General features: G+C 57.8%; 18 protein-coding genes, 1 tRNA gene and 1 riboswitch. Of the genes, 12 read left to right on the forward strand and 7 right to left on the reverse strand.

Annotated features, from left to right (window positions below):
• Positions 1–467 precede the first annotated feature (467 nt).
• The 7 genes from WKI89_RS08610 to WKI89_RS08640 all read left to right on the forward strand — a co-directional run bounded on the left by WKI89_RS08610 (position 468) and on the right by WKI89_RS08640 (position 5,113).
• Positions 468–544: transfer RNA gene (locus WKI89_RS08610), tRNA-Pro, on the forward strand.
• A gap of 201 nt (positions 545–745) precedes the next feature.
• Entirely contained in the window at positions 746–1,123 is a 378-nt protein-coding gene (locus tag WKI89_RS08615) for an FxLYD domain-containing protein (protein ID WP_337868799.1), read from the forward strand.
• 118 nt (positions 1,124–1,241) lie between these two features.
• On the forward strand, positions 1,242–1,643 hold the full coding sequence (locus WKI89_RS08620) for a hypothetical protein (protein WP_337868800.1): 402 nt from the start codon (positions 1,242–1,244) through the stop codon (positions 1,641–1,643).
• A gap of 16 nt (positions 1,644–1,659) precedes the next feature.
• Entirely contained in the window at positions 1,660–2,187 is a 528-nt protein-coding gene (locus WKI89_RS08625; protein WP_337868802.1) for an RsmD family RNA methyltransferase, read from the forward strand.
• 91 nt (positions 2,188–2,278) lie between these two features.
• Positions 2,279–2,776, forward strand: coding sequence for a pantetheine-phosphate adenylyltransferase (gene coaD, locus WKI89_RS08630; RefSeq protein WP_337868803.1), 498 nt, complete (start codon positions 2,279–2,281; stop codon positions 2,774–2,776).
• 3 nt (positions 2,777–2,779) lie between these two features.
• Positions 2,780–4,372, forward strand: a complete 1,593-nt coding sequence (locus tag WKI89_RS08635; protein ID WP_337868804.1) for an aldehyde dehydrogenase family protein — start codon at positions 2,780–2,782, stop codon at positions 4,370–4,372.
• A gap of 279 nt (positions 4,373–4,651) precedes the next feature.
• Positions 4,652–5,113 (forward strand): hypothetical protein, encoded by a 462-nt coding sequence (locus WKI89_RS08640; RefSeq protein ID WP_337868807.1) that lies wholly within the window; start codon positions 4,652–4,654, stop codon positions 5,111–5,113.
• A gap of 347 nt (positions 5,114–5,460) precedes the next feature.
• On the opposite strand, the gene WKI89_RS08645 is transcribed toward WKI89_RS08640, so the two are convergent.
• The 7 genes from WKI89_RS08645 to WKI89_RS08675 all read right to left on the reverse strand — a co-directional run bounded on the left by WKI89_RS08645 (position 5,461) and on the right by WKI89_RS08675 (position 13,245).
• Positions 5,461–6,675, reverse strand: coding sequence for a VWA domain-containing protein (locus WKI89_RS08645; RefSeq protein WP_337868808.1), 1,215 nt, complete (start codon positions 6,673–6,675; stop codon positions 5,461–5,463).
• A 30-nt stretch (positions 6,676–6,705) separates the two neighbouring features.
• The gene (locus tag WKI89_RS08650; RefSeq protein WP_337868810.1) at positions 6,706–7,605 is read right to left on the reverse strand and encodes a MoxR family ATPase; all 900 of its coding nucleotides are present in this window, start codon (positions 7,603–7,605) and stop codon (positions 6,706–6,708) included.
• Positions 7,602–8,711: an XdhC family protein gene (locus tag WKI89_RS08655; RefSeq protein ID WP_337868811.1), complete on the reverse strand. Its 1,110-nt coding sequence runs from the start codon at positions 8,709–8,711 to the stop codon at positions 7,602–7,604. Before WKI89_RS08655 ends, WKI89_RS08650 begins: the two co-directional genes overlap by 4 nt.
• Before the next feature lie 122 nt (positions 8,712–8,833).
• A complete protein-coding gene (locus tag WKI89_RS08660; protein ID WP_337868813.1) occupies positions 8,834–9,283 on the reverse strand; it encodes a carbon monoxide dehydrogenase subunit G in 450 nt (149 codons plus the stop codon).
• Between the two features lie 94 nt (positions 9,284–9,377).
• Complete coding sequence (locus WKI89_RS08665; RefSeq protein ID WP_337868815.1) at positions 9,378–11,777, reverse strand: aerobic carbon-monoxide dehydrogenase large subunit; 2,400 nt, start codon at positions 11,775–11,777, stop codon at positions 9,378–9,380.
• Positions 11,778–11,831: 54 nt separating this feature from the next.
• Positions 11,832–12,320 (reverse strand): (2Fe-2S)-binding protein, encoded by a 489-nt coding sequence (locus WKI89_RS08670; RefSeq protein ID WP_337868817.1) that lies wholly within the window; start codon positions 12,318–12,320, stop codon positions 11,832–11,834.
• Positions 12,321–12,366: 46 nt separating this feature from the next.
• Entirely contained in the window at positions 12,367–13,245 is an 879-nt protein-coding gene (locus tag WKI89_RS08675; RefSeq protein ID WP_337868818.1) for a xanthine dehydrogenase family protein subunit M, read from the reverse strand.
• 306 nt (positions 13,246–13,551) lie between these two features.
• On the opposite strand from WKI89_RS08675, the gene WKI89_RS08680 reads away from it, so the two are divergent.
• The 5 genes from WKI89_RS08680 to WKI89_RS08700 all read left to right on the forward strand — a co-directional run bounded on the left by WKI89_RS08680 (position 13,552) and on the right by WKI89_RS08700 (position 24,316).
• On the forward strand, positions 13,552–14,448 hold the full coding sequence (locus WKI89_RS08680; protein ID WP_337868820.1) for a nucleotidyltransferase family protein: 897 nt from the start codon (positions 13,552–13,554) through the stop codon (positions 14,446–14,448).
• Between the two features lie 182 nt (positions 14,449–14,630).
• The gene (locus tag WKI89_RS08685; RefSeq protein WP_337868822.1) at positions 14,631–17,294 is read left to right on the forward strand and encodes an HD domain-containing phosphohydrolase; all 2,664 of its coding nucleotides are present in this window, start codon (positions 14,631–14,633) and stop codon (positions 17,292–17,294) included.
• Positions 17,295–17,491: 197 nt separating this feature from the next.
• Positions 17,492–17,668, forward strand: a riboswitch (SAM riboswitch).
• A gap of 147 nt (positions 17,669–17,815) precedes the next feature.
• A complete protein-coding gene (locus WKI89_RS08690) occupies positions 17,816–19,111 on the forward strand; it encodes a PLP-dependent transferase (protein WP_337868823.1) in 1,296 nt (431 codons plus the stop codon).
• Between the two features lie 85 nt (positions 19,112–19,196).
• Complete coding sequence (gene metX, locus WKI89_RS08695; RefSeq protein WP_337868825.1) at positions 19,197–20,336, forward strand: homoserine O-acetyltransferase; 1,140 nt, start codon at positions 19,197–19,199, stop codon at positions 20,334–20,336.
• Between the two features lie 605 nt (positions 20,337–20,941).
• Complete coding sequence (locus WKI89_RS08700; RefSeq protein WP_337868826.1) at positions 20,942–24,316, forward strand: DNA-directed RNA polymerase subunit beta; 3,375 nt, start codon at positions 20,942–20,944, stop codon at positions 24,314–24,316.
• Positions 24,317–24,372 lie beyond the last annotated feature (56 nt).

Consider the following 24,372-nt stretch of genomic DNA (forward strand, 5'->3'; position numbering starts at 1 on the left):
TTCTAACAGGCATCTTGCTATTGGAAGTATTGGCTGTCTGGCAAAAAAACGGTTTGGGGTTGTTTGAAGGAGCCATCCAGGTGCTCCGGTAACTTAATTCCTGGGATGGATTTAGCTCCCTTAATATCTGAGAGTTGCTTTGAGCGCTTCATTTTGAGAACTTCACTGCAAATCAATCCTTATCTTACCAATCCACCAGTGCTTAATGTCTGGGGCAGATTTAGCTCTTCAATAATCCGGGCGTTGCTTTGGGCGTCCCATTTGGGAAACGTCTTTTCTTAACCTACCCTGATGCGGTCTTCAAAAGAGCCGTACGGCTGGGGGATGTAAAACCCCCTCTTTGTCGCCTTGAGGCCTCGATGATCGGTTCACTTGCTGCATGATACTGCACTCGAGGAGGTCAGTGGGTTCGAAGGGTTGCCTAGACAAAGCCTCGAGTCCGCTCTATACTCATAAATCGCTGGTGCCGAGGAGTAGCGCAGCCTGGTAGCGCACCTGCTTCGGGAGCAGGGGGTCGCTGGTTCGAATCCAGTCTCCTCGACCAATATAGATTCGTGCCAAATGAGGTTTTTGCGTATAGAGGTCTATGGTGTACGACCCACTATTTGCCCCATCTGTACATTAAGAAAGCGCTCTCACGGGCTTCAAATAACGTTTTGTGAAACTCAATTTTGCGGTAAACTGCCATCTCAGTACCCCTCGGTTTAGACATCGGTTTTGATCTCAATAAGTTAAAACGTCCACAATGATGAAACGCTTGCTGGTTTTGTTGCTGACCCTTGGCATCGGAGCGATGGTGCTGGGTCAGTCGGGGGTCTATCGCCTGCGGGTTGTTTCTTGGAGTTGCAAGGCGTTTTCGCGGGGTGTACTGGTTCAAGGAACGGTTAGGAACATCAGCACTCGTCCATTAACAGATCTGCGGGCCAGTGTGCGGGTGGTGGGGCCTGGGCTTCGAATGGCCAGCAATTCTGCGGCCTTACAGGATCGTAGCTTGATGCCAGGGGAGGTAGCTTTTTTCGAGGTGCGAATTCGTACTAATTTCGACCAAGTCAACCGCTGCGAATTGTGGTTTCGCAACCCTCGAGTGGTGCAAATTGCCACCCTCGTTCCCCAACCCCGCTGACTACAGCCCGCTAGATTGACTTTGCAAGTTTCTGGACTGCCCTGCGAGGTCGCTTTTATTGAACCGATCCAAAAAAATGCGCTTCGCGGAACCGGCCATTTTTTGATAGCATCACGTCATGAGAAGAGTTGTTGTTTTGATGGGATTGTTGTTGATAGGGCTGGTTCAGGCTCAGGGTACGGTCTACAAGCTGCGGGTCAGCGAATGGAGCTGCGCGGTTAACGCCAGCGGCATGATGGTTGCAAAGGGCACAGTGGTCAATCAATCTGGGCAAACCCTGAACAATGTGCGCATAAACCTGCGGGTGGCAGATAAACAAGTCACTACGGTGAATGGGGTGCCCAACCGCCGGGTCTATGGCACCAACTCGGCCCCCATCGCGGTACGCAGCCTAGCCAATGGGGCCCGCAGCCGTTTTGAAGTACAAGTTAAGCCTAGCCAAAGCCGCAATGTGCAATGCCAGATCTGGTTTCGCAGCCCGGATATTGTGCAAATACCTACCAGGGTTCCCGGGCAGTAACCTCAAGGATGATGTGGTGTTGCGAATTCTGGGTGGAACTGCAAAGGGCGTGGTTTTGAAAGTACCGCAATCGGCCCGGCCTAGCCCAGTACGGTTGCGCAAAGCCTTGTTCGATTTTTTGCGCTTCCGCTACCCACACCGGGGCAGCTTCTTGGATTTATACGCGGGCAGCGGTGCGATTGGACTCGAGGCCGCCTCGGAGGGCTTTGAAACCACCCTGGTGGAGAAAGACCGGCAGGCGATTCAATTTCTGCGAGACAATGCCAGCAAAGCCCGCCTAAAAGTGCGGATTGAAGGCGTTGCGGCGGAGCGTTATTTGCTGGATGCGAAGCGGCAGGGTTTGCGCTTCACGGTGGCTTTTATGGCCCCGCCGTATCCACACGATCTGCTGCGGGACTTTGAGCACTTGCTCGAGGCCAGAATTGTCGAACCGGCGGGTTTGTACATCTTGCAACACCCCACCGAATTGATGCTGCCAATGGGCGAGCGGCGCGAGTATGGCTTCAATACCATCACCATGGTCGAGGCCACTGCCCTGGGTTAGGAAGTTACTGGGCCTTTCCCACTTTTGAGTACAGAGTGGTTTGACGCTGGGTGCTGGGCTGTGTGAAGATACTCCGCGAAAGTGAGGCATTATGCATGTGGTTTACCCAGGGAGTTTCGACCCTTTGCATAACGGGCACTTTGATGTGATTCAACGAGCCTCGAGGCTTTTTGGAAAAGTGACCGTTGCGGTGCTCGAGAATCCCTCCAAACGTGGGTTGTGGCTTTTCTCACCACAAGAACGGGTCGAAATCATCCGCCAGGCTGCTGCAGCTGCCCGTATGACCAATGTGGAAGTAGACACCTTTAGCGGTCTTTTGGTGGATTATATGAAGCGGATCAACTCCAAAGTGATCGTCAAGGGCTTGCGGGCGGTATCCGACTACGAAAACGAATTACAGATGGCCCATCTCAACCGCCAATACGGCAACCACCCCGAAACCCTGTTCATCATGGCTGCTACCCGATGGTCGTATGTTTCTTCCACCATGGTCAAGGAAATCGCCCGATATGGCGGTGATGTGGCTAAGCTAGTGCCCCCGATTTCAGTCGAAGCATTACGGGCCAAGCTCAACTCGATAGAGGGGTGAAATATGCAAGTGTACAAAAGCAAATACGGCAATGCTCTGGAGATCGGCCACTTAATTGGCGGTGAAGAAATCTTTGACGGCAAGTCGCTCGAGCGCCACAACCCGGCCGACCAAGACGACCTAATTGCGCGTTTTCCCGAAGCCTCCAAAGATACCCTGCGAAAAGCCGCACTGGTAGCCCAAAAAGCCTTTCAAGACTGGTCGCGCACACCCGCACCCGTTCGCGGAGGCGTATTGATGAACCTAGCTGAGGTTATGACGCGCGAAAAAGACACCCTGGTGCGGCTTATGGTGCGCGAGGTGGGTAAGACTTTTAAGGAAGCCGGTGGGGATGTACAGGAAGCCATAGACACCGCTATCTTTTTCGCCTCCGAAGGTCGCAGGCTCTATGGCCAGACCGTGCCCAGCGAGATGAAGAACAAGGAACTCTTCACCTTCCGTCGGCCCATCGGGGTAGTGGGGATGATTACGGCGGGCAACTTCCCCATAGCTGTGCCGTCCTGGAAGCTGATTCCGGCCATTTTGACCGGTAATACCGTGGTCTGGAAGCCTTCCGACGATGCCCCTGCGCTTTCTTATGTGTTTCTCAAGCTGTTTGAAGAAGCTGGACTGCCTCCAGGGGTCATTAACGTGGTCTTTGGTGGGGGCAAGGATTCTACCGGCCAGTGGTTGGTGGAGTTGATGGATGAAGGGCTTCTAAATAAATTCGCCTTTACCGGCAGTACGGCCGTGGGTCGCTGGATTGGCGAGGTGGCAGGCCGCAACCTGCTGCGTCCGACCCTCGAGCTCGGCGGAAAAAACCCTTTGGTAGTGTTGCGCGACAGCGATCTGGACCTAGCGGTGGAAGGAGCCTGGTGGAGTGCCTTTGCCACTGGTGGTCAGCGCTGTACCAGTGCTGGCAACATCATCGTGGATGCTCCCATCTACGACGAGTTCAAAAAGCGCTTCCTGGAGAAAACCGAGTCTACGGTGGTGGGCAACCCCATCGAGCACTCCAGCGTGACCTATGGCCCCTTCATGAATGGGCGACTATTCGAGCGCTGGATTGAACACTACTCCTGGGGCCGGGTAGATGGGGCTACGCTTCTCTTTGGCAAGGCCCGCATCTCTGGCTTGAACCCCTACCCACACTTCAAGGGCGATCCCGATGTGGGTACTTTTGGCTGGCCCACCGTTTGGGAAGCCAGACCCGGTATGAAACAGTTCGAACAAGAAATCTTTGGCCCTACCATCAACCTGGTGCGGGTGGACGGGCTGGACGAGGCCATTCAGGCCGCCAACGCCCACCCCTACGGACTCTCGAGCGCGGTGTACACCAACCGCCGTGACTGGGCCTACCGTTTCAAAAACGAGATCAGGGCCGGTATGACCAGCATCAACAACTCAACGGTAGGAGCCGAAGCCCACCTACCGTTTGGAGGTATCCGGGGCAGTGGCAATGGAGCACGTGAAAGTGGTGTCTGGGTCATCGAAGAGTACACTTACTGGCAAGCGGTGAACGAAGAATACTCTGGCAAGCTACAACTGGCCCAAATGGACACCGACTACACCCAGACCAAAACCCCGACCGATTGGGCTACGTTGTTGGGCAGCTAAAGGCTGGGTTCCAGCGTTCTGCTCTTACGCGCTCCTTACCCGCACTGGTCTAGGCGTAGGGGTAGACTTCACGGTATAGTTGAGTCAATTGCCGAGCCTTTGTTCTCCGGAACGGCCTTTTTGGCTTGTCTGACAACACCGAAATAGCATTTATATGGAATGCTCCAGTCTACAGCAAACCCTCAAAACCCAGAGCATTCACGCACCGAATCGCTATTTTGGCCTTGCTTCACCTCAACTTTACCATCGTAGGCTTAACATTAAGACTGGAGGAAAAACATGCGTAACTGGACTGTGCTGATGATAGTGGGAATTGCCCTTCTGGCGGCCTGTGGTCCTTCTGTACGGGCCGATCCGGGCGAAGTAGTCTACGACGTTGGAGGAGGGTTCACGTCTGGCAGTGCTCAGGCAGTTGCGGCAGGCAACCCTGTGGTCATACGGCTGTCACAATCGGTAGCAACCTACTATGCACTGGAAGCCCGCCCTCTACCTGGCTACGGACGCTGGGTACAGCGTTTGGGTACAGGTTCTACGGCTATCTATGTTTCCCAGCGAACCAATGCTCAGGGACAGGTTGAAGCCAGTATCGAGATGCGCTGGACTTTTGCGGTGCGGGCGGATGGCTTTGGGTCGGTTCGCTTGGAGACCCTGGCCTCCGAGCAGATTGATGTGGGGTTGGTCGAAGGCCCTGCCTTTGCGCGGCTGGACAGGGATTTCCGCCGTGTAGCCAGTGCCCGGTAGTGCTTCCTAAGTGTCTCCATGGTTGAAAGGCGAGACGCGATTACCAAAGATCGGTGGGGAACTGCGTCAGGTACGCCTTGCCGATTCCGCAGGTTTGGCCCATCTACCCTGGCGCAACTTATACCATTTCCGCTTGAATCCTTCACCGTTGGACGGAGTCAGAGGTGAAGAATTCAAGCCGACCGAAGGGAGTAGAAAAGCATTTCGGTAGTATCGTTTAAGCTTGCCGAAGTGAACGATACTGCCGAAATGCGTATTAGACCACAGCGCACGGTGTGCTCTGTGATGTACCCGCATAGCACGAAACGCTAAACTGTGTATTTGCGGGAATAGCGCTGAAAACACCTCTATTTCCGCAGCCGAAGTTGATGGGTCAGTCGTCCCAGTTCTTTCGGAGTGCTGGCCGCGCAGAATCTGTCCAGATAGGGGAGCGCCGTTTTCATACAGTTGGCATAGGGATCGTAGCCGTTGGTGCTGAGTAAGGGATTGAGCCAGATTAGGGCTGCGCTTCGAAAGTAGACTTGCCTTAAGGCATAATCCAGGACTTCCGGTGCTCCCGAATCCAGGCCATCGCTGGCGACGATCACAATAGTATCGCCACGAATAAGGCCACCAAACTTCTGCTCAAGGCGAAGCAGATTCTCCCCAATTCGGGTTCCACCTCCCCAGGCCCGACCCAACTGGCTGAGTTTTGGGCGCTCGGAAAGGCCTCGGGCTTTCTCCAGCTTCTGCGTAATTCGCTCGAGTTCGGTTGAAAAAGAAAAGACCTCGACCCGGTTGCAGCGCATTCGTAGGGCAAAAGCAAACTGTAAAAGCTGGTCGGAGTAGCTTTGCATCGAGCGACTGCCATCCAGCACAAATATAAATCGAGGCTGGCGCTTGGGATGACGTTGCCAGGCTGGGTAGAGTGGATCGCCTCCAGTATGCAAGGCTTTGCGAAGTGTGCGCCGAAAGTGAAGGCGAGAACCTTTAGAAGCCGTATTCCAGCGGCGGCTGCGACCTAGTCTGACCTGGCTAACCAACTGGGTGGCAGCCAACAGCATCTCATCGAGGTCTTGTTGGGATATCTCCACTTCCCGGGTTTCGCCACCCTGTGTTCGGCTGAACATGGCTCTTAGCAAGGGGGCGGCCCAGTGGTCGGAGTCCTGGTCATCCGATTGCTTGGCCTGTCCCCAAACCAGCGGACTGTGCGCATCGAGGATGGCCTCGGAGGGGTTTTTCTGGGTGTGCTGGCTTTTCTCGCCGGTCTCGTCTTGGCCGCCAGGACTGGATTTATTGGAACTGGCCTCCAGGCGTTTGCGACTGGGTAAGAAAAACTGAAAAAAGAGGTCATCGAAAACCCGCTCTTGCTCGAGGTTGCTGCACATGACCAGCTTGAGCGCTTGACGAACTTCCTGCAGGTGGCCCAGATGAACGGCCTCGAGCGCAAGCAAGCTGTCTTGGACCTCCTGTGGCCCGATATTGAACTTCTGGGTGGTGCGGCGCAGGTACTCCGCGAAGACCACTAGGTTCTCGAGCAGGTTGCTGTGAGGAAAACCGTTTTGTTCGGTAAAAGACGACATAGGCTGGGCTTTCAACAGCCGGAGAAGGCGCTAGACGACCAGTTCGGCGATGCGGGCTTTGTGGGCTTCTACCAGGGCCAGGTCGTCTTTGTCCTTGATGATTACGCCCCAGGTCTGCTCGAGGGCGCCCGCATCAAGAGACTCTTTGTGCAGCGAGACCAAGGCCTCGGCCCAGTCCAGGCTCTCAGCCACGCCGGGGGCTTTGTTCAAGGGTAGTTCGCGCAGATGGGCGACCACGGCGGCAATTTTCTGGGCCAGCCGTTCATTGATGCCCGGTAGCTTGGCCTGGATGATCTCGACCTCCTTTTCGAAGCTGGGGTAGTTTTGCCACAGGTACAAGCAGCGCCGCCGGAGGGCATCTGAGAGCTCACGGCTGCGGTTGGAGGTCAAAATCACGTACGGGCGGTGCCGGGCCTTGAGGGTGCCCAGCTCGGGTATGGTGACCTGGAACTCGGCCAGGATTTCTAGCAAAAAAGCCTCGAACTCCTCGTCGGTGCGGTCTATTTCGTCAATGAGCAGCACCGGCGGCCGATCCTGCGAGATGGCCTCGAGTAACGGGCGGCGCAGCAGATAGCCCTCGCTAAAAATCTCGGCCTCGCGCTGGGCCACGCTCTCGCCCGAATTCTCGGTCAGGCGGATGTGCAGCATCTGCTTGGGGTAGTTCCACTCGTAAAGGGCCTGGGCGGTGTCGAGCCCCTCGTAACACTGCAGCCGAATCAGCCGGGTATCCAGCACCTCGGCCAGGGTTTTGGCTACCTGGGTTTTGCCCACACCGGCGGGGCCTTCGACCAACAACGGCTTTTGCAGGGCCATGACCAGCCGCAGAGCGGTGGCCATGGGCAGGTCGGCGATGTAGTTGCGCTGGCGTAAAACAGTCTGGATGCCCTCTACTGTGTCGAGTTGGGGTGGAATCGCGGCGGCTTTGCTCATGCCGAACCCTTTAGGTATTTGTTGGGGTTTTTGAGGAACTTGGCGCGGCAGTTGGGGCAACTGAAATAGTAGGTCTGGCCTTGATATTCCGTGCTCACAGCCTTGGCGATTTCCAGTACCTCGCCGCTGGTGGGGTCAACAGCGTAGCCGGGCGTAAGGGGTTGATGGAGGAGGGTCGGCAATTCAGCCGCCACTGCTTCGACCGCCTGAACCACTTCCTGGGTTGCAGTATTACTGACCTGGACGGTATGTGCCGAAATTTTGGCAACTCCTACCTCTTCAATTTGTCCCCCGCTACCCGACAACTGCTTCCCGCTTTTTAGCAGCACGATCTCCGCTAGAATCGAGACCGCTACTTCATCGCGCCCGCGCCCACCCAGATCGAGTCCGGCGGGATACTTAAGTGTGGGGAAGGTGGTTTTGGGGACGCCTAGAATTTCTAGGTTGTCCAGTACGGTGGCCCCGCGTTTACGACTGGCCACCAACCCCAGATAGGCTGGGTTGGGCATGTGTTGAGCGATCAGCACTAGGGCATCTTCGTCGTAGTGGCCCTGCGAAGCGATCACAATGCTGGTTTTGCTGGGGTTCTGATTGGCGAGCCACTCCCCCAATTCGCGCCAGTCTAACACTTGAATCTCGGACTCGAGGCTCACCCCGGCCAGCTCCGGCTTATCGCAGGCCAGTGTGACGGTATAGTTCATCCGGGCAGCTATTTGTGCAGTCGTCAGGGCAATTTGCGAACCCCCTACCACCAGCAAGCAGGATTTGGCAATAAGCGGTTCGATGTAGACGTCTACCGCGCCCTCGCTGGCACAGGTCATGGGAATTACCACCTCGTCGGCGTGCTCGAGCACCACTTTGGCTGCCGCCTCAGGAGTAATTTTGACCAGCCTGGGCTTACCTAAGCGCAAGACCTCGAGGGCCTGCTTACGCACGATTTCGCGGGAACAAGAACCACCCACATAGCCCTCGAAGCGACCGTCCTCAAAAACGATGGCTTTGTCGCCTAGGTGCGAGGAAACCGGTGCCTGCCGCGAAACCACCGTTGCCAGCGCAAAAGACTGGCCGGTGCGTCTTAACTCAGCGATTTTTCCGTAAATGTCCATTTAAAAATCATCGTAATGCCTGTCGAGACAGGAAAATCTTCAGCCGGTTACAAAAACAGAGGTCTGGTGTACCAGACCTCCTTGTCTATTTCGGCTCAGCACTGCAAAGCTTTTCGGAGCCACTATGCTTCACTCATTTTTTTGCCCATGTTGGCGAACACCGTCTCGATTAGCCGTTTGGCTTGGGCGTCTAACACACGCCCCCCTACCGTTGCCGCTGGGCCGCTCACGCTGGCGACGCCATTCCAGTCGAGCAGGGTGGTCTGATCGGCCTGACCGCTGATGTCGGCGCTAGCGGTCAGGTCTACGGCGCTGCCTAGGCCACCGCCGCGGATGCGCACCATCATCTTGTTCTCTTCCGGACGAGGATCGAGCTCGATGTTGAACTTGAAAGAACCGCGCACGGGCCCCACCGCCACACCTACGGTGGCGACCATGTTTTTATCGTCTTTGATATCTACCGACTTAAGATCGGGCAGGCAGGAGGCCACTTTATTTGGATCCTGGATGAAGCCCCATACCGTCTCGGGGCTGGCTTGAACTTTTTCTTGTCCGCTGTACTCGAGTTTCATGCTTCGTACCTCGCAAATAGCCTATAGCCAGCGGCCGAGTAGTAAAACCTATGCAGTTCGCTATTAGCCATAAGCTACAGGCTATCAGCCTCATCTAAAACGAATCTACTCCGGCCTGCCGCAACACCTTCCAAACCTTTTCGCGGGTGACAGGCATATCAATGTGGCGCACCCCGAGGTGGGCCAAGGCATCCACCACGGCGTTCACGAAGGCGGCAGGGCTACCTACTGTGGGCGACTCGCCCACGCCTTTGGCTCCGATGGGGTGATGGGGGCTGGGGGTCACGGTGTGGCCAGTCTCCCACTTGGGGGTCTCGAGGGAAGTGGGCAGCAGATAGTCGGTGAAGTTGGACGAGAGGTGGTTGCCTTGCTCGTCGAAGGCGATCTCCTGCATGAAGGCCATGGCGTAACCCTCGGTGAGGCCGCCGTGCACCTGCCCTTCAACGATCATCGGGTTGATGATGGTGCCGCAGTCATCAATCGCCACGAAGCGCCGCACCTTGACCTCGCCGGTGCCCTTGTCTACGTCCACCACGCAGATATAAGCGCCGTGTGGGAAGGTCAGGTTGGGTGGGTCGTAGTAGTAGGTGGTCTCCAATCCGGGTTCCAGACCCGGTGGCAGGTTGGTGTAGGCCGCGAAGGCAACTTCGTTCATGGTCACGCTCTTGCCCGGCACGCCCTTGACCACGAACTTCTTGTCGGCCCACTCCACGTCCGACTCGCCGACCTCCATGAGATGCGCCGCGATCTTCTTGGCCTTCTCGCGGATGCGCCGTGCGCCCAGCGCCATCGCGCCGCCCGCGGTGGGGGTGCTCCGGCTGGCGTAGGTGCCCAGGCCGTAGGGGGCGGTGTCGGTGTCGCCCTCCTCGACGATGATCTTGTCCACGTCCAGGCCTAGCTCCTCAGACACAATCTGCGCCCAGGTGGTCTCGTGGCCCTGGCCCTGGTGGCGCGTCCCCGCCCGCACAATCGCTGAGCCCGAGGGATGGACACGAATCTCTGCACCGTCGAACATTTTGATGCCTAGAATGTCGAAGTCTTTGGAGGGCCCGGCTCCCACGATCTCGGTGAAAGTAGAGATGCCGATGCCCATTAGTTCGCCCTTAGCGCGTTTCTCGGCTTGCTCCTTTCGCAGTTCAGCGTAGCCGATTTTGTCCAGCGCTACCTTCAGGGTCTTCTCGTAGTCGCCAGAGTCATAGGTCCAGCCCAGGGCTGAAGGATAGGGGAACTGAGAGGGCTGGATGAAATTTTTCAGACGCAACTCGGCGGGATCCATCTTCAGCTCGTGGGCCAGCACATCCATGCTGCGCTCAATCAGGTAGCTGGCCTCGGTCACGCGGAAGGAGCAGCGGTAGGCCACACCCCCAGGGGCCTTGTTGGTGTAGACCGCCTCCACCTGGGCGTAGGCCTTCTGGAAGTCGTAGGAGCCGGTGCAGATGGAGAAAAGTCCTGCTGGGTACTTGCTGGGGTCGGCAGCGGCGTCGAAGGCCCCGTGGTCGGCCAGGGTGTAGACCTTCATGGCTGTGACCTTGCCCTCCTTGGTGGCCCCAATCTCGATGTCCATGTGGTAGTCGCGGGCAAAGCCGGTGGTGGTGAGGTTCTCGGTGCGGGTCTCCACCCATTTGACCGGCGCTCCCAGTACGATGCTGCCCACGATGGCGCACACATAGCCCGGATACACCGGTACCTTGTTGCCAAAGCCCCCGCCGATGTCGGGTGAGATGACCCGGATATTGTTCTCGGGGATGCCGGTCACCAGCGAGAGTACCGTACGAATGGCGTGGGGAGCCTGGCTGGTCATGTAGACCGTGAGTCGCCCGGTGGCCTTGTTCATGTCGCCAATACAGCCACAGGGCTCCAAGGGCGCGGGGTGGCTACGGGGGTAGACCATGTGCTGCTTGATGCGCACTTCAGACTGCGCCAAGGCTTTTTCGGTCTCGTCCTTCGAACCTACGTCCCAGGTCCAGATATGGTTGTCGTGGCGGCGGGGGCCATGGGCGCCTTTCATGTTGCCCTTGATGTCCTCGCGCAGCACGGGTGCGCCCTCGTCGGTGGCCTTGAACGGATCTACCACCACGTCCAGTGGCTCGTAGTCTACCTGCACAGCGGCGGCTCCATCGGCTGCGGCTTGGCGGGTCTCGGCAAATACGGCCGCGACTTCCTGGTACTGGTAAAGCACCTTGCCATCGGCCAGTACCATCTGTTTGTCGCCAGCTAGGGTGGGCACCCAGGCTAGGCTGGCCCCGGCCAGTTCCTTGGAAGTGATGACTGCCTTGACTCCTGGAATCTTGAGGGCTTCAGAGGTGTCAATGCTCAGAATCTTGGCATGGGCATAAGGGCTATGTACCAGGGCCATGTGCAGCATACCGGGCAGGTTGATATCGTCGAGGTAGTTGCCCTTCCCCACAATAAAACGGGGGTCTTCCTTGCGCTTGATGGCCTTGCCGAGCCCCTGGATGCCCTTGGGCTCGAGATTAGTGGATTCAACTGCCATGGGTGCTCCTTTCGTGCTGATAGCTGATAGCTAAGGGCTATTGGCTATCGGTAATTAGTCATCCGCCGCCGAACCAACGGGTTGCTGCAACATTTGTGCAGCTTGTTGCACCGCCTTTACGATGTTCTGGTAGCCGGTGCAACGGCAAAGGTTGCCCGAGAGACCAAAACGAATCTCTTCCTCGGTGGGGTTGGGGTTGTGCTGCAGCAAGGCATGGGCCGACATAATCATGCCCGGGGTGCAGTAGCCGCATTGCAAGCCGTGTTGATCATAAAAGGCTTGTTGCAGCGGGTGCAATTTCCCCCCCTGAGCCATGCCTTCAATGGTGGTGATCCCGTGACCTTCAGCCTGTACAGCAAACATCGTGCAGCTTTTGACGGCGGTCTTCCCATCGAGCACCACCGTACAAACCCCACACGAGGAGCTGTCACAGCCGATATGAGTTCCGGTCAGACCCGCATCACGGATGGCGTGTGCCAGCAGGGTGCGCGGCTCGACGTCAAGCTTTTTTTCCGAACCGTTGATGTTGAGTGTGATTTCCATAGTTGTTTCTCCAACCGAACAAGGGTTGCTCAGAAGAGGGCCTGTTTCAGACAACGACCACGCCTAGACGACCCAGAGCCTTGATTAAGCTACGTCCTACTAGGACGCGGGCCATATCTTTTTTATATTCAGCTGAACCACGGGCATCGGGGTTGGGGTCGGCTATCTTACGAGCTTCCTCAGCGGCTGCTCGGATTAGTTCCATTGTAGGCTTCTGGCCGCGCAGTAGTTTCTCGCCCTCGACCACCCGCAAAGCCATGTGGGCTACCGCAGTGATTCCAATGCCAGCTTCTTTGATGGTACCGTCGGGATTAAGCTCGATCTGCACTGCCGCCGCTGCTGTTGCGTAGTCGCCTACTTTACGCTCAATCTTCTCGTAGGCCCCGGATGTATGGGCATTTGGGATGGGGAAACGTGCTTCCACTGCCATCTCCCCTTCGCTAATGGAGGTGGCGAAGCTATCCACAAGGAATTGATCAATGCCCTCAATCCGTGCCCCGCCTTTGCCTTGAATCACCATCTGTGCCCGCGCTGCAATAGCGGCGGCGGCCCAGTCGCCCGAAGGATCGTTGTGGCAGAGTGAACCTACCACCGTGCCCCGGTAGCGCACGATGGGGTCGGCCACCACCATGGACACATCGCTGATGAGGTGGTATCTGCGTTGGATGTCTTTATTGAACTCCACATCGGTGTCGCGTACCAGTGCACCTATGCGGAGCATTCCGTTTTCCTCTTGCATAAACCCCAGGTTGGGGAGATTATTGATATCCACCAGTACGGCGGGCTGGGCCAAGCGGTAGCGCATAGCCGGGATAAGACTTTGCCCTCCTGCCAGTACCCTGGCGTCGTAGCCGTGTTCAGCCAAGTGACCGATGGCTTCTTCGAGGGACATCGGGCGTTTATATTCAAAGGCCGCGGGTATCATGCAGTCCTTCCTCCTCTTTTGCTTTTACAAGCAAAGCATAATCTAGGCCTAAATGGCGCAAATAAGAATATGGGAGATTACAGTTAGCAAATCGTGACGACCTCTGTTCTCATCGGTATAACTATCACGCTTGAACTCGCGGCTGCTTGGACGCTATCCGAACGCCGAAGGGCGTGGCAAACCACTTCTGCTGTGCCTAATCTCGAACGTCTAAAACGCGCTTGTAACCACTGGCTGGTATGGTTTGGGCTTTTGATGTAACGTGGGGAACCCCATCGAGGGAAACGATCTGAAAGAATCATTGGCATGCACCCTATAGACGCTATCATCTTATCGGCCGGGAGGGCCTCGAGGTTTGGGGTGCCCAAAATGCTGTTGCCCGCTGGGTCAGGAGAGGTTTTGCTGACACGGGTGCTGGCCCAGGCGCTACAGGTGGCCGAGGGCCGGGTGGTGGTGGTACTGGGGCGCGAAGCTGCGGCGGCCCAATACGCCATTGAAAGCTGGCTGGATCGCCATTCCCATACGAAAGCAAGGGTGTATTTTGTTCAAAATCCTAATTATGCGCAGGGCCAGAGCAGTTCACTCAAAGTGGGAATTCGGGCCTTGCAGAGTTCGCAGGGAGCCGTTGTTTTTCTGGCAGATATGCCTGGACTCGATGGGAGCCGACTGGCCCAGTTGCGCAGGGGCATAATACAGCGAGCCCCCCAGAGTCTGGCGGTGGCCCCCAGCGAAAGGGGTCAGTTGCGACCACCGGTCTTTTTGGCTGCCAGCTTATTCACCGAAATTGCCCACCTGACCGGCGACCAAGGGGCCAGAGCCATTTTGCAGACCCGAAGCAGTTTGGTCGAGTCGGTGGAATGGGGTTCGGGCCCTTGGTTTGCCGATGTAGACACCTGGGAGGATTACCGTGACCTCGCCCGAATGCTGAATTGGACCAAAGAGCCCTTGGTTCGGTTGCCCCGTGAGACCCGCCCAGCCTCAGAAATCAAGGCGCGAATAGAGGCGGCCCTCGCTTCAGAAGTTGTTCCCTGGCTTGCGCCGGGGTTGTTACTGTTGGCTTCTGAGGATGAGGCTTGCTGGATCGAGCTGCCCCAAAGTTACCGAGGCGTACACGGCCTCGTCCTGGGGCCGACCCAAACACCTACCGCTTACCTAGATTTGCTGCGCAGGGCTAGCCTAGCAGCACTGGAAGAAGATAACTAAGATAGCGTGGTCAAACAACCCTCCATCCGATGAGCATTTGTCACAAGTAGCCCCAGGATCGGGTCGTAAGCTAACATCGGGAGTGCAAAGGTGCTGATCCAAACGAGTGTGGAACGAATTTTCCAAGCCAATGTTTTTTTGAGCGTTGATGGAGTCGGTGAGGCTTTAGGATAGAGGCTGGAGTGGTGCAGCGCGATACCGATCCCATAACCGCCGTTTCGATGACTGCGCTGGCAACCATCGAGTCTTTGCTTGCAGAGTCCCAGCATCATCTAGCTAAAGCCCCCCAGGAAGCAGTCCGTCTTGCTCGGGAAGCCAGAGCCCAGGCCCACAGTCACCAGCAGCTTTTCCTGGAAATTCAAGCCTGCTTTGGCCTAGCCAGAGCGCATCGTCGGCTGGGGCAACTAGGCGAGGCGCTCGAGGCCGCCCAAACCGGCATCGAGCTTTCTGCCCAGCTCGGCGAAGCCGAAGTCAGGCTCGAGGCTTTGCGTCTCTCGGCCACCATTCTGCGTGAGCAGGGTGACCTGAGTCTGGCCTCAAACTATCTGGAAGAGGCCATCGAGTTGGCCCAGCAGGCAAATTTACCTGAGGCAGAGGCCGATTGTCTTAATCAGCAAGCTGGCATTCACCACACCAAGGCCGAGTACGCGCAGGCTCTCGACAAGCTTACCAGAGCGCTGAATATTGTGCGCACCCTCCATAATCAAGTTTCCGAGGCCAGCTTTCTCAACAACATTGGCATCTTGCGCACCGAGCTTGGGCAGTACCCCCAGGCTCTCGAGGCGTTTCTAGAGGCCTACCAGTTTTATCAAGGCGAGGGGCACAGCCCTCGCAACCGGGCAGGCAATCTGGCTTCTATCGGCAACCTCTACATGGAGATGGGGGATTTCGATCAAGCCGGCAGGTATTACGAAATGTCTCTAGCCGAGACGCGCCATGCCCGTGAGCGGTTTATCGAGGTACAGGTATTGCAACTCATCGCGGAACTGGCCTTTAAGCGCCAGGACTATTTGAAGGCCAGGGATTTTCACCTCAAGGTGGCCGAGGCCAGCAAGGAACTCGGGCTGGAGAGGGTTCTGGCGACCTCGTTGGAGGGGCTCGCCAAGGCTCAGATGGCTCTGGGAGAGCCTCAGGTAGCAGTACAGACCCTATTGGAAGTGTTGGAACTGGCTCGCCATAAGGGTTGGCGCACCACAGTTTTGGACGCATTGCTCAGCTTGGGGGAGGCCAGTATTAAGCTAGGTAATCTGGCCGATGCCTGGATTTATGGTTGGGAGGCCCTAGAACTTTCGCGCCAGGCCGAACGCAAACGCAGCACCTATCTGGCCCACCGTTTGCTAGCTCAGATACTTCGGGCCAACGGCGCGTATGAGCAGGCTATCGAACATCTGGAGGAGTACCATCGCCTCGAGCGCGAAGTCTTCAGCGAGGAAAGCGAACGCCAACGCCAAACCTTGATAAACCACCTCGAGCTCGAACGGGTGCGCAACGAGGCCGAGAGCCTGCGCCTGAAGACCGAGCTCGAGCGTCAGGCCCGCGAGGAGGCCCAGGCCAAAGTATTCCAGCGCACCCAGGAGCTCGAGTTCGCCCAACTGGAAATTGTCTCGCGCCTGGCCCTGGCTGCAGAGTTCCGCGACGACGCTACCGGCGAGCACACCTACCGCGTAGGCCGCAACGCGGCCATGATTGCCAAAGAGCTGGGCTGGCCGCAGCACGAGGTCGAGACCCTGCGGCTGGCTGCACGTTTGCACGACGTGGGCAAAATTGGAATCCCAGACACCATTTTACTCAAACGCGACCGCCTGACGGTAGGCGAGTACGCTTTGATGAAAGACCACACCCGCATCGGGGCCCGTATCCTCTCGGGGGGTCGTTCCAAAATCCTGCGCCTGGCCGAAGAAATTGCTCTGTCCCATCATGAGCACTTCGATGGCAGCGGTTATCCACGAGGTTTGGTAGGCGAGAACATTCCCATGTCCGGGCGGATTGTGGCAGTGGCAGATGTGCTGGATGCCCTCACCCATGAGCGTCCCTACAAGCGGGCCTGGTCGGTGGCGGAGGCTCTGGCAGAGATCAAACGCCAGAGTGGAAGGCAGTTTGACCCAAAGGTGGTGGAGGCCTGTCTGGCGGTTTTTGCCGAGGTCACGGCCGATGTAGAGGAACACATGCAGCGCCTGGACTCCGACCTCTTGCTTTCGGTACAGCTCGAGAAAGCCCAACTGGGCTGGGCCGATGAGGAAATCGAGCAACTCAAGCAGAACTTCGAGCAGTTGCTGGCCGAGCGCACCCGTGAGCTCGAGCAGGCCCGCCGGGAAGCCCAGGTTCTGGCCCGCCGCATGGAGCTCATGGCCCATACCGATGTGCTCACGGGTCTGGGCAACCGCCGTGCTTTCGAGTCCGACCTCGAGAGCGAAGTGGCCCGTGCTTACCGGGTAGGCTACTCGCTCAGCGTGCTGGCCCTGGATGTGGACACCCTCAAACAACTCAATGACAGCGAAGGCCACGAACGTGGCGATGCCCTGCTGCGCACTATTGCTCAGTCCTTGCAGGAGTGTTTCTTTGACCTAGGCCGGGTCTACCGCGTCGGCGGCGACGAATATGCCGCAATCTTGCCTTATGTGGATGCACGCCATCAGGCTGAGATCTTCAGCCGAATTGATGCGGCCATCTTCAACACCCAGGGCCAGGGATTCCCTACCGCTAGCGTCAGCACCGGCATGGCTTCGATGCCTACCGAAGCCACCTCCGATGGCGACCTGGTGCGCCTCTCCGACCAGCGTATGTACCAGGATAAACTCCATCGCCGCAAGGCCCGCGAAGCCAGCGCGCGCTCGGCCCTCGAGTGATTGCCCTAACACTGTTTTCCCGCATCCTGGGAATTCTCCGGGAAGCGCAAACGGGCTTTTGAACAGGAAAATAATGCTTGCTGCGAAGGGCCGGGAGGCGAAGCTCCTCGTGTACCCAATCGCTGGGTTGACAGATTCTCCCCATCTCTCTACACTTACCTCTAACCGCGCCGGGGCGTGGCCACAATCAAAAAGTTCTTTTATCCAGAGCGGTGGAGGGATTCGGCCCTGTGAAACCGCAGCAACCCACAAAAGTATTTCTGCCCATTACCAGAAGTTCTTTTGCAGGGTGCTAACTCCGACTCGACTGCTGAACGTTGTAGGCACACAATGTTCAAAACTGGGCATAGTTGGGCAGTCGAGAAAGATAAGAGAAGGGACTGGTTCAAACTCGACCCCCTTCCAGCAATAAAAGAACGCCTGGTAGGGGGTTTTGCTTCTATGTAAAACTCCTACCGAGAAAATCGCTGGCCAAAGCCAGGGATCCCTACGCCCCAAATCCCTTGCGGTAGGAGCGCAACATGTCCCAAAAACACCGTTTCGAGACCCTTCAACTGCACGCAGGCTACAGCCCCGACCCCACCACCGGTGCACGGCAGGTGCCGATTTACGCCACCACGTCCTATCAGTTCAAGGACGCCGACCACGCTGCCCGGCTCTTTGGGTTGCAGGAGTTCGGCAACATTTACACCCGCATTATGAACCCCACCACCGACGTGTTGGAAAAGCGCATCGCGGCCCTCGAGGGCGGGGTGGCGGCCCTGGCCACCAGTTCCGGCCACGCGGCGCAGTTTTTGGCTATCACCAACATTGCCCAGGCTGGCGATAACTTCGTTTCCACCCCCAATCTCTACGGTGGAAGCATCAACCAGTTCAAGGTTACGCTGCCCCGTCTGGGCATTCAAAGCCGCTTTACCGACAGCGCCGAGAGCGTGGACGACTTCATCCGTCTGACCGACGATAAAACCCGCTTCTGGTACCTGGAATCGCTGGGCAACCCGGCCCTCAACATCCCCGACTTTGAAGCCATTTCCCAGGCGGCCCAGGAACGCGGAATTGCCCTGATTGTGGACAACACCTTTGGACATGGAGGCTACCTGTTTCGTCCCATTGAATGGGGGGCCCATGTGGTCACCCACTCGGGCACCAAATGGATTGGCGGGCATGGGGCCGCCATTGCAGGTTTGATTGTGGACGGGGGTAATTTTGACTGGGATAACGGGCGCTACCCGCTTATTACCCAGCCCCAGCCCGGCTACCACGGCCTCGAGCTTCATAAAGCCCTGGGGAATCTGGCCTTCATCATCAAGGCCCGGGTAGATGGCCTGCGCGACCAGGGACAGTGCCTGGGGCCCTTCGAAGCCTTCTTGCTGCTGCTGGGCCTCGAGACCCTCTCGCTGCGTTCCGAGCGCCACGTCGAGAATACCCTGGCCCTGGCCCACTGGCTGCGCCAACAGGACGAGGTGGCCTGGGTGAACTACCCCGGCCTTGACGACCATCCCAGCCACGCCAAGGCCCAGAAGTACTTCAACGGCAAGCCGGGCTCGGTGCTGACCTTTGGCCTTAAGGCCGGTTATGAGGCAGCCAAGCGCTTCATCAACCGGCTGGAACTGGTCTCCCACCTGGCCAACGTGGGCGATACCCGCACCCTGGCCATCCACCCGGCTTCCACCACCCACTCGCAGCTCTCGCCCGAGGAGCAGACGCAGGCAGGGGTAAGCCCCGAGCTGGTTCGACTGAGTGTGGGCCTGGAAAACATAGAAGACCTCAAGGCCGATCTCAAACAAGCCCTGACGCAGCCGGTGGTTGCACCTTGAGCCGGGGGGATTAGATGGGCTTTTGTGAGCTACTAGGTGTGGTGTGCACCCAACCACAACCCGTCCAACCGATATGAGGGACGCCATGACCGACTTTCTGATTCAAGAAGCCTGGGGCGATCACGAGGCCCTGCTGATCAAACCGCCCAAGAGCCGGGGACGGGTTCCGCCGCCCATCCCGGCCCAGGCGCGGGTAGCGGAGGCCTTTCGCCTCGAGTACGGGGGCACTCTGCCCGAGCTTCATCTGCGCTACGAGACCTATGGCAACCTGAACCTCGACCGCAACAACGCCGTGCTGGTTTTTCATGCCTGGACTGGTTCGGCACACCTGGCCGGCACCTATTCCCGCGAGACCCTTGGCAGCCTGCCGCTGCTGGATCAGGCCTTTGGGCCGGATGGCTGGTGGGACGAGCTGGCGGGGCCGGGCCGCATGCTGGATACCGATAAGCACTTTGTCATCTGTGCCAACCATATCGGCGGTTGTTACGGCTCCACCGGCCCGCTCTCGCTGAACCCAGAGACCGGGCGCCCTTACGGCCCCGACTTCCCCAAGGTCACCGTGCGCGATCTGGCGCGCGCCCAGGCCCGGCTGCTCGACTTTCTAGGCATCGAGAAAGTCACCCTGCTGGGAGGCAGCTTGGGGGGGATGGTGGCGCTCGAGTTTGCCTTGCTGTACCCCCACCGTGTGCACAAACTGGTGGTGCTGGCGGCCCCGGCGGCGCATGGCCCCTGGGCCAGGGCCTTCAACCGGCTTTCGCGCGAGGCTGTCCTGGCCGACCCCAGCTACCAAGCAGGACACTACACCCAGCAGCCTTTGGGTCTGCAATTGGGCCGGGCGATTGCCATGCTTTCCTTCCGCTCGCCCGACTCGTTCCGGCTCCGCTGGCAGCAGCACCCCGAACGTGGGGAGAGCTATGTGTTCTACCAGGGCGAGAAGTTTGCCCGGCGTTTCGATGCCAACGCTTACCTGGTGCTCTCCGAGGCCATGGACACCCACGATGTGGGGCGTGGGCGGGGTGGGGTCGAAGCAGCCTTGCGTAAACTGCGCGGGATTCCCAGTCTTTTTGTGGGCATCAATTCGGATGTGCTCTACACCGCCCAGGAGGTGCGCGAGATGGCCATTTTATGTGAGGGGCTTTATCGAGAAATCCACAGCCCCCATGGCCACGACGCTTTCCTGATCGAAACCGATCAGGTGGAGCGCATTCTGGCAGATTTTGTTTAGTGGTAAAGTCCTACCACCGATTTCCCCCATCTTCCCCCGTCCTGGGGTTCCAGCGGGAAGCGCGAGTAGGCGCTCGAACAGCAAAAACATGGTTTGCTGCGATGGGACAGGGAGCGAAGCTTCCGGTGGTTTGGCCGAATGCAGGCACTCTGTGTTCTCGAAAGCGGATAATACGCATTCCGGCAGCATCATTCGCTTTTGAAAGCCTAAACGATACTGCCGGAATGCACTCCTACTCCCTTCGGTCGGCTCGAATCCTTCATCTTAAGTGAAGGATTCAAACGGAACCGGTATTGCCCATATCGGCTGCTATGCTCGGGGTGGGCTCTCCTCAAACATCTCACCTTGTGCTACACTCTCTCTCAGCAGCTTGAAGACTCAGGGTGCATATTGCTTCTACGTGTGTAGGTGTGTTACCATACACTTTATGTTTTGTGGCCTGCACCGTAGGTGTGTTCCACAAAAAGCGTAAGAGCCAGCCGCCGCAGGAGATTTTTCTACCTGCGGAAGAACCCTGTTAGCTTACGAAAACCCCCAAAACGACCCTAGGCAAGTGGTATCGAGGTGTCCTATCACCGGGATGCCCACGGGTTATGAGGTGTTCGATGAAGATAGAGCGGTTCGGCAAGATTGCAGAAGTAATTCCCCTCCCACCCCTGACAGAAATCCAGGTAGATTCCTTCACCAAAGCCCTACAGGCCCACGTTCCCCCCTCAAAGCGGGAGAACATTGGCTTGCAAGCTGCCTTCAAAGAAACCTTCCCAATTGAAGAAGGGGAGAAGGGGCGGGGGCTGGTGCTGGACTTCCTCGAGTACCGCCTGGGCGAACCACCTTTCGACCAGGACGAGTGCCGTGAGAAGGACCTGACCTACCAGGCTCCTCTTTACGCCAAGCTATTGCTGGTGCACAAGGACACCGGTCTCCTGAAAGAAGACGAAGTATTTCTGGGTGATCTGCCCCTGATGACGGAAGATGGCTCATTTATTGTCAACGGGGCCGACCGGGTGATCGTTTCGCAGATTCACCGCTCGCCAGGGGTGTACTTCACCGCCGACCAGGCCCGCCCCGGCAAGTACGTGGCCTCGGTTATTCCCCTGCCCAAGCGCGGCCCCTGGATTGACCTCGAGTTCGAGCAGTCCGGTGTGGTGGTGATGAAAGTCAACAAGAAGAAGTTCCCGCTGGCCCTTCTCCTAAGGGTGCTGGGCCTCACCGCCGATACCCTCAGCAAAGAGCTTGCAGACTACCCCGATCTGCTACCGGGACTGCTGGAGGCCCAATACCGGGGTAATAAGGCGCTCGAGATGGGGGTGGACGAGGCCCTCCTCAAGCTTTTCACCGAACTGCGCCCCGGTGACCCGCCCAAGCGGGATAAGGCCATCACCTACCTGCACTCTCTCTTGTCCGACCCCCGCCGCTACGACCTGGGCGAGGCGGGCAAATATAAGGCCCAGCAGAAGCTGGGCATCCAGCTTTCGGGCCGGATGCTGATCAGGTTTGAAAACGGCGAGTTTAAGGACGAGGGCTTGTTGCCGGTTCTAAAATATCTTTTTGCTCTGCAAAGTGGTGAGCCGGAATACGATTTCGATGACATTGACCACCTAGGCAACCGCCGTATCCGCACGGTGGGCGAATTGCTGGCCGATCAGTTCCGCGTGGGACTTTCGCGCTTGGCTCGAGGGGTGCGCGAGCGCATGCTGCTGGGTACCCCCGAAAGCGCCACGCCCGCCAAGCTGGTCAACAACCGCCCGCTGGTGGCAGCCATCCGTGAGTTTTTTGGCCGAAGCCAGCTTAGCCAGTTCAAAGACCAGACCAATCCGCTCTCGGAGCTGCGCCACAAACGGCGTATCTCGGCGCTAGGGCCGGGTGGTCTGACCCGTGAGCGCGCGGGCTTCGACGTTCGTGATGTGCACCGAACCCACTACGGCCGCATCTGTCCCATCGAAACCCCAGAGGGAGCCAACATTGGTCTGATCTCTTCGCTGGCTTCCTTTGGGCGGATCAACGACCTGGGCTTCATCCTTACCCCCTATCGCAAGGTGGAAAAGGGCAGGGTCACAGACAAAGTGGAGTTCATGACCGCCACTGAAGAAGACCGCTACGCCATTGCCCAGGCCAATACGCCCCTGAAACCCGATGGACACTTCGACACCAACCAGATTGTGGTGCGCAAGAAGGGCGATCCCATTGTGATGCGCCCCGAAGAAGTCGAGTACATGGATGTATCGCCCAAGCAGATATTCTCGGTCAACACCAACCTGGTGCCGTTCCTCGAGCACGACGACGCCAACCGTGCCCTGATGGGCTCCAACATGCAGGCCCAGGCAGTGCCGCTGCTGCGCGCCCAGAGCCCGGTGGTGATGACCGGGGTGGAAGAGCGGGTGGTGCGCGACTCCCTTACCTCCTTGTACTCGAACGTGGATGGGGTGGTGGAGTACGTGGACGGCTCTAAAATCCTGGTCAGGGGCGAAGACAAGGGCCTGTACGAGTTTAACCTGCGCCGCTTCACCCGCTCCAACCAGGGAACAGCCCTCGACCAGCGTCCTCGAGTCTCCAAGGGCCAGAAAGTCAGGAAAGGAGACCTCCTTGCCGACGGTCCCGCTTCCGATGAAGGGCGCCTAGCCTTGGGACAGAATGTGCTCTTGGCGATCATGCCCTTCGATGGCTACAACTACGAAGACGCCATTGTTATCTCCGAAGACCTTTTGCGCCGCGATTTCTACAGCTCGGTGCATATCGAGCGCTACGAGATCGAGGCCCGCGACACTAAGCTTGGTCCCGAGCGCGTAACCCGCGATATCCCCAACCTTTCCGAGGCCGCCCTGCGCGACCTCGACGAGGACGGCGTGGTGCGGATTGGGGCCGAGGTTAAGGCGGGCGATATCCTGGTGGGCCGTACCAGCTTCAAGGGCGAGACCGAGCCCACCCCCGAAGAGCGGCTTTTGCGCAGCATCTTCGGTGAGAAGGCCCGGGACGTGAAGGATACCTCGCTGCGGGTGCCGCCCGGCGAAGGGGGCATCGTGGTGCGCACCCTGCGCCTGCGCCGGGGTGACGCGGGGGTGGAACTCAAGCCGGGCGTGCGTGAGGTGGTGCGGGTGTATGTGGCCCAGAAGCGCAAGCTTCAGGTGGGCGATAAGCTGGCCAATCGCCACGGTAACAAGGGCGTGGTCTCCAAAATTTTGCCACCCGAGGATATGCCGCATATGCCTGATGGTACGCCGGTGGACATCGTGCTCAACCCGCTGGGCGTGCCCAGCCGTATGAACCTGGGCCAGATTCTGGAGACCCACCTGGGCCTGGCAGGCTACGAGCTCGACCTCAAATTTGTTACCCCTGTGTTTGACGGCATATCCGAGGACGAAATCAAAGAGATGCTGGGAAAAGCCTTTGATAAGAAGTGGCAAACCCGTACCAAGGCAGGTTTTGGGGTTGATAACCGCGAGCGTGAGGTCTTGGCCCGTGCCGCGAAGCTCGGCCTCGTAGATGGTGAAAAAGACCCTGCTGAGCAACTGCGTGAGGTGGCCCAGCAAGGCAAGAGTGTGCTCTACGATGGACGCACGGGTGAGCCCATTGAAGGCCCTATCGTGGTGGGTGTGATGTACATCATGAAGCTCTACCACATGGTGGAGGATAAGATGCACGCGCGGTCCACCGGCCCTTACTCGCTTATAACCCAGCAGCCTCTGGGCGGCAAGGCCCAGTTTGGGGGTCAACGTTTCGGTGAGATGGAAGTGTGGGCACTTGAAGCCTATGGTGCTGCTCATACCCTACAAGAAATCCTTACCATCAAATCCGACGATATTGAGGGGCGCAACGCAGCCTACGAAGCGGTGGTCAAGGGCGACGATGTGCCCGAGGCCAGCGTGCCGGAGAGCTTCCGGGTGCTGGTGAAAGAATTGCAGTCGCTGGGCCTGGATGTGGAGACCTACGACGAAAATGCAAGGAATCTGGATATCTTTGAGGGGTTGGCCAGCAAGCGCTAAGTGCCGCAGGTCGCAAGCTGGATGACGGAACCTGCCTTTGACCTAAGACCTTAGAC

It is taken from the genome of Meiothermus sp. (assembly GCF_037443965.1).
Classification (GTDB): Bacteria; Deinococcota; Deinococci; order Deinococcales; family Thermaceae; genus Meiothermus.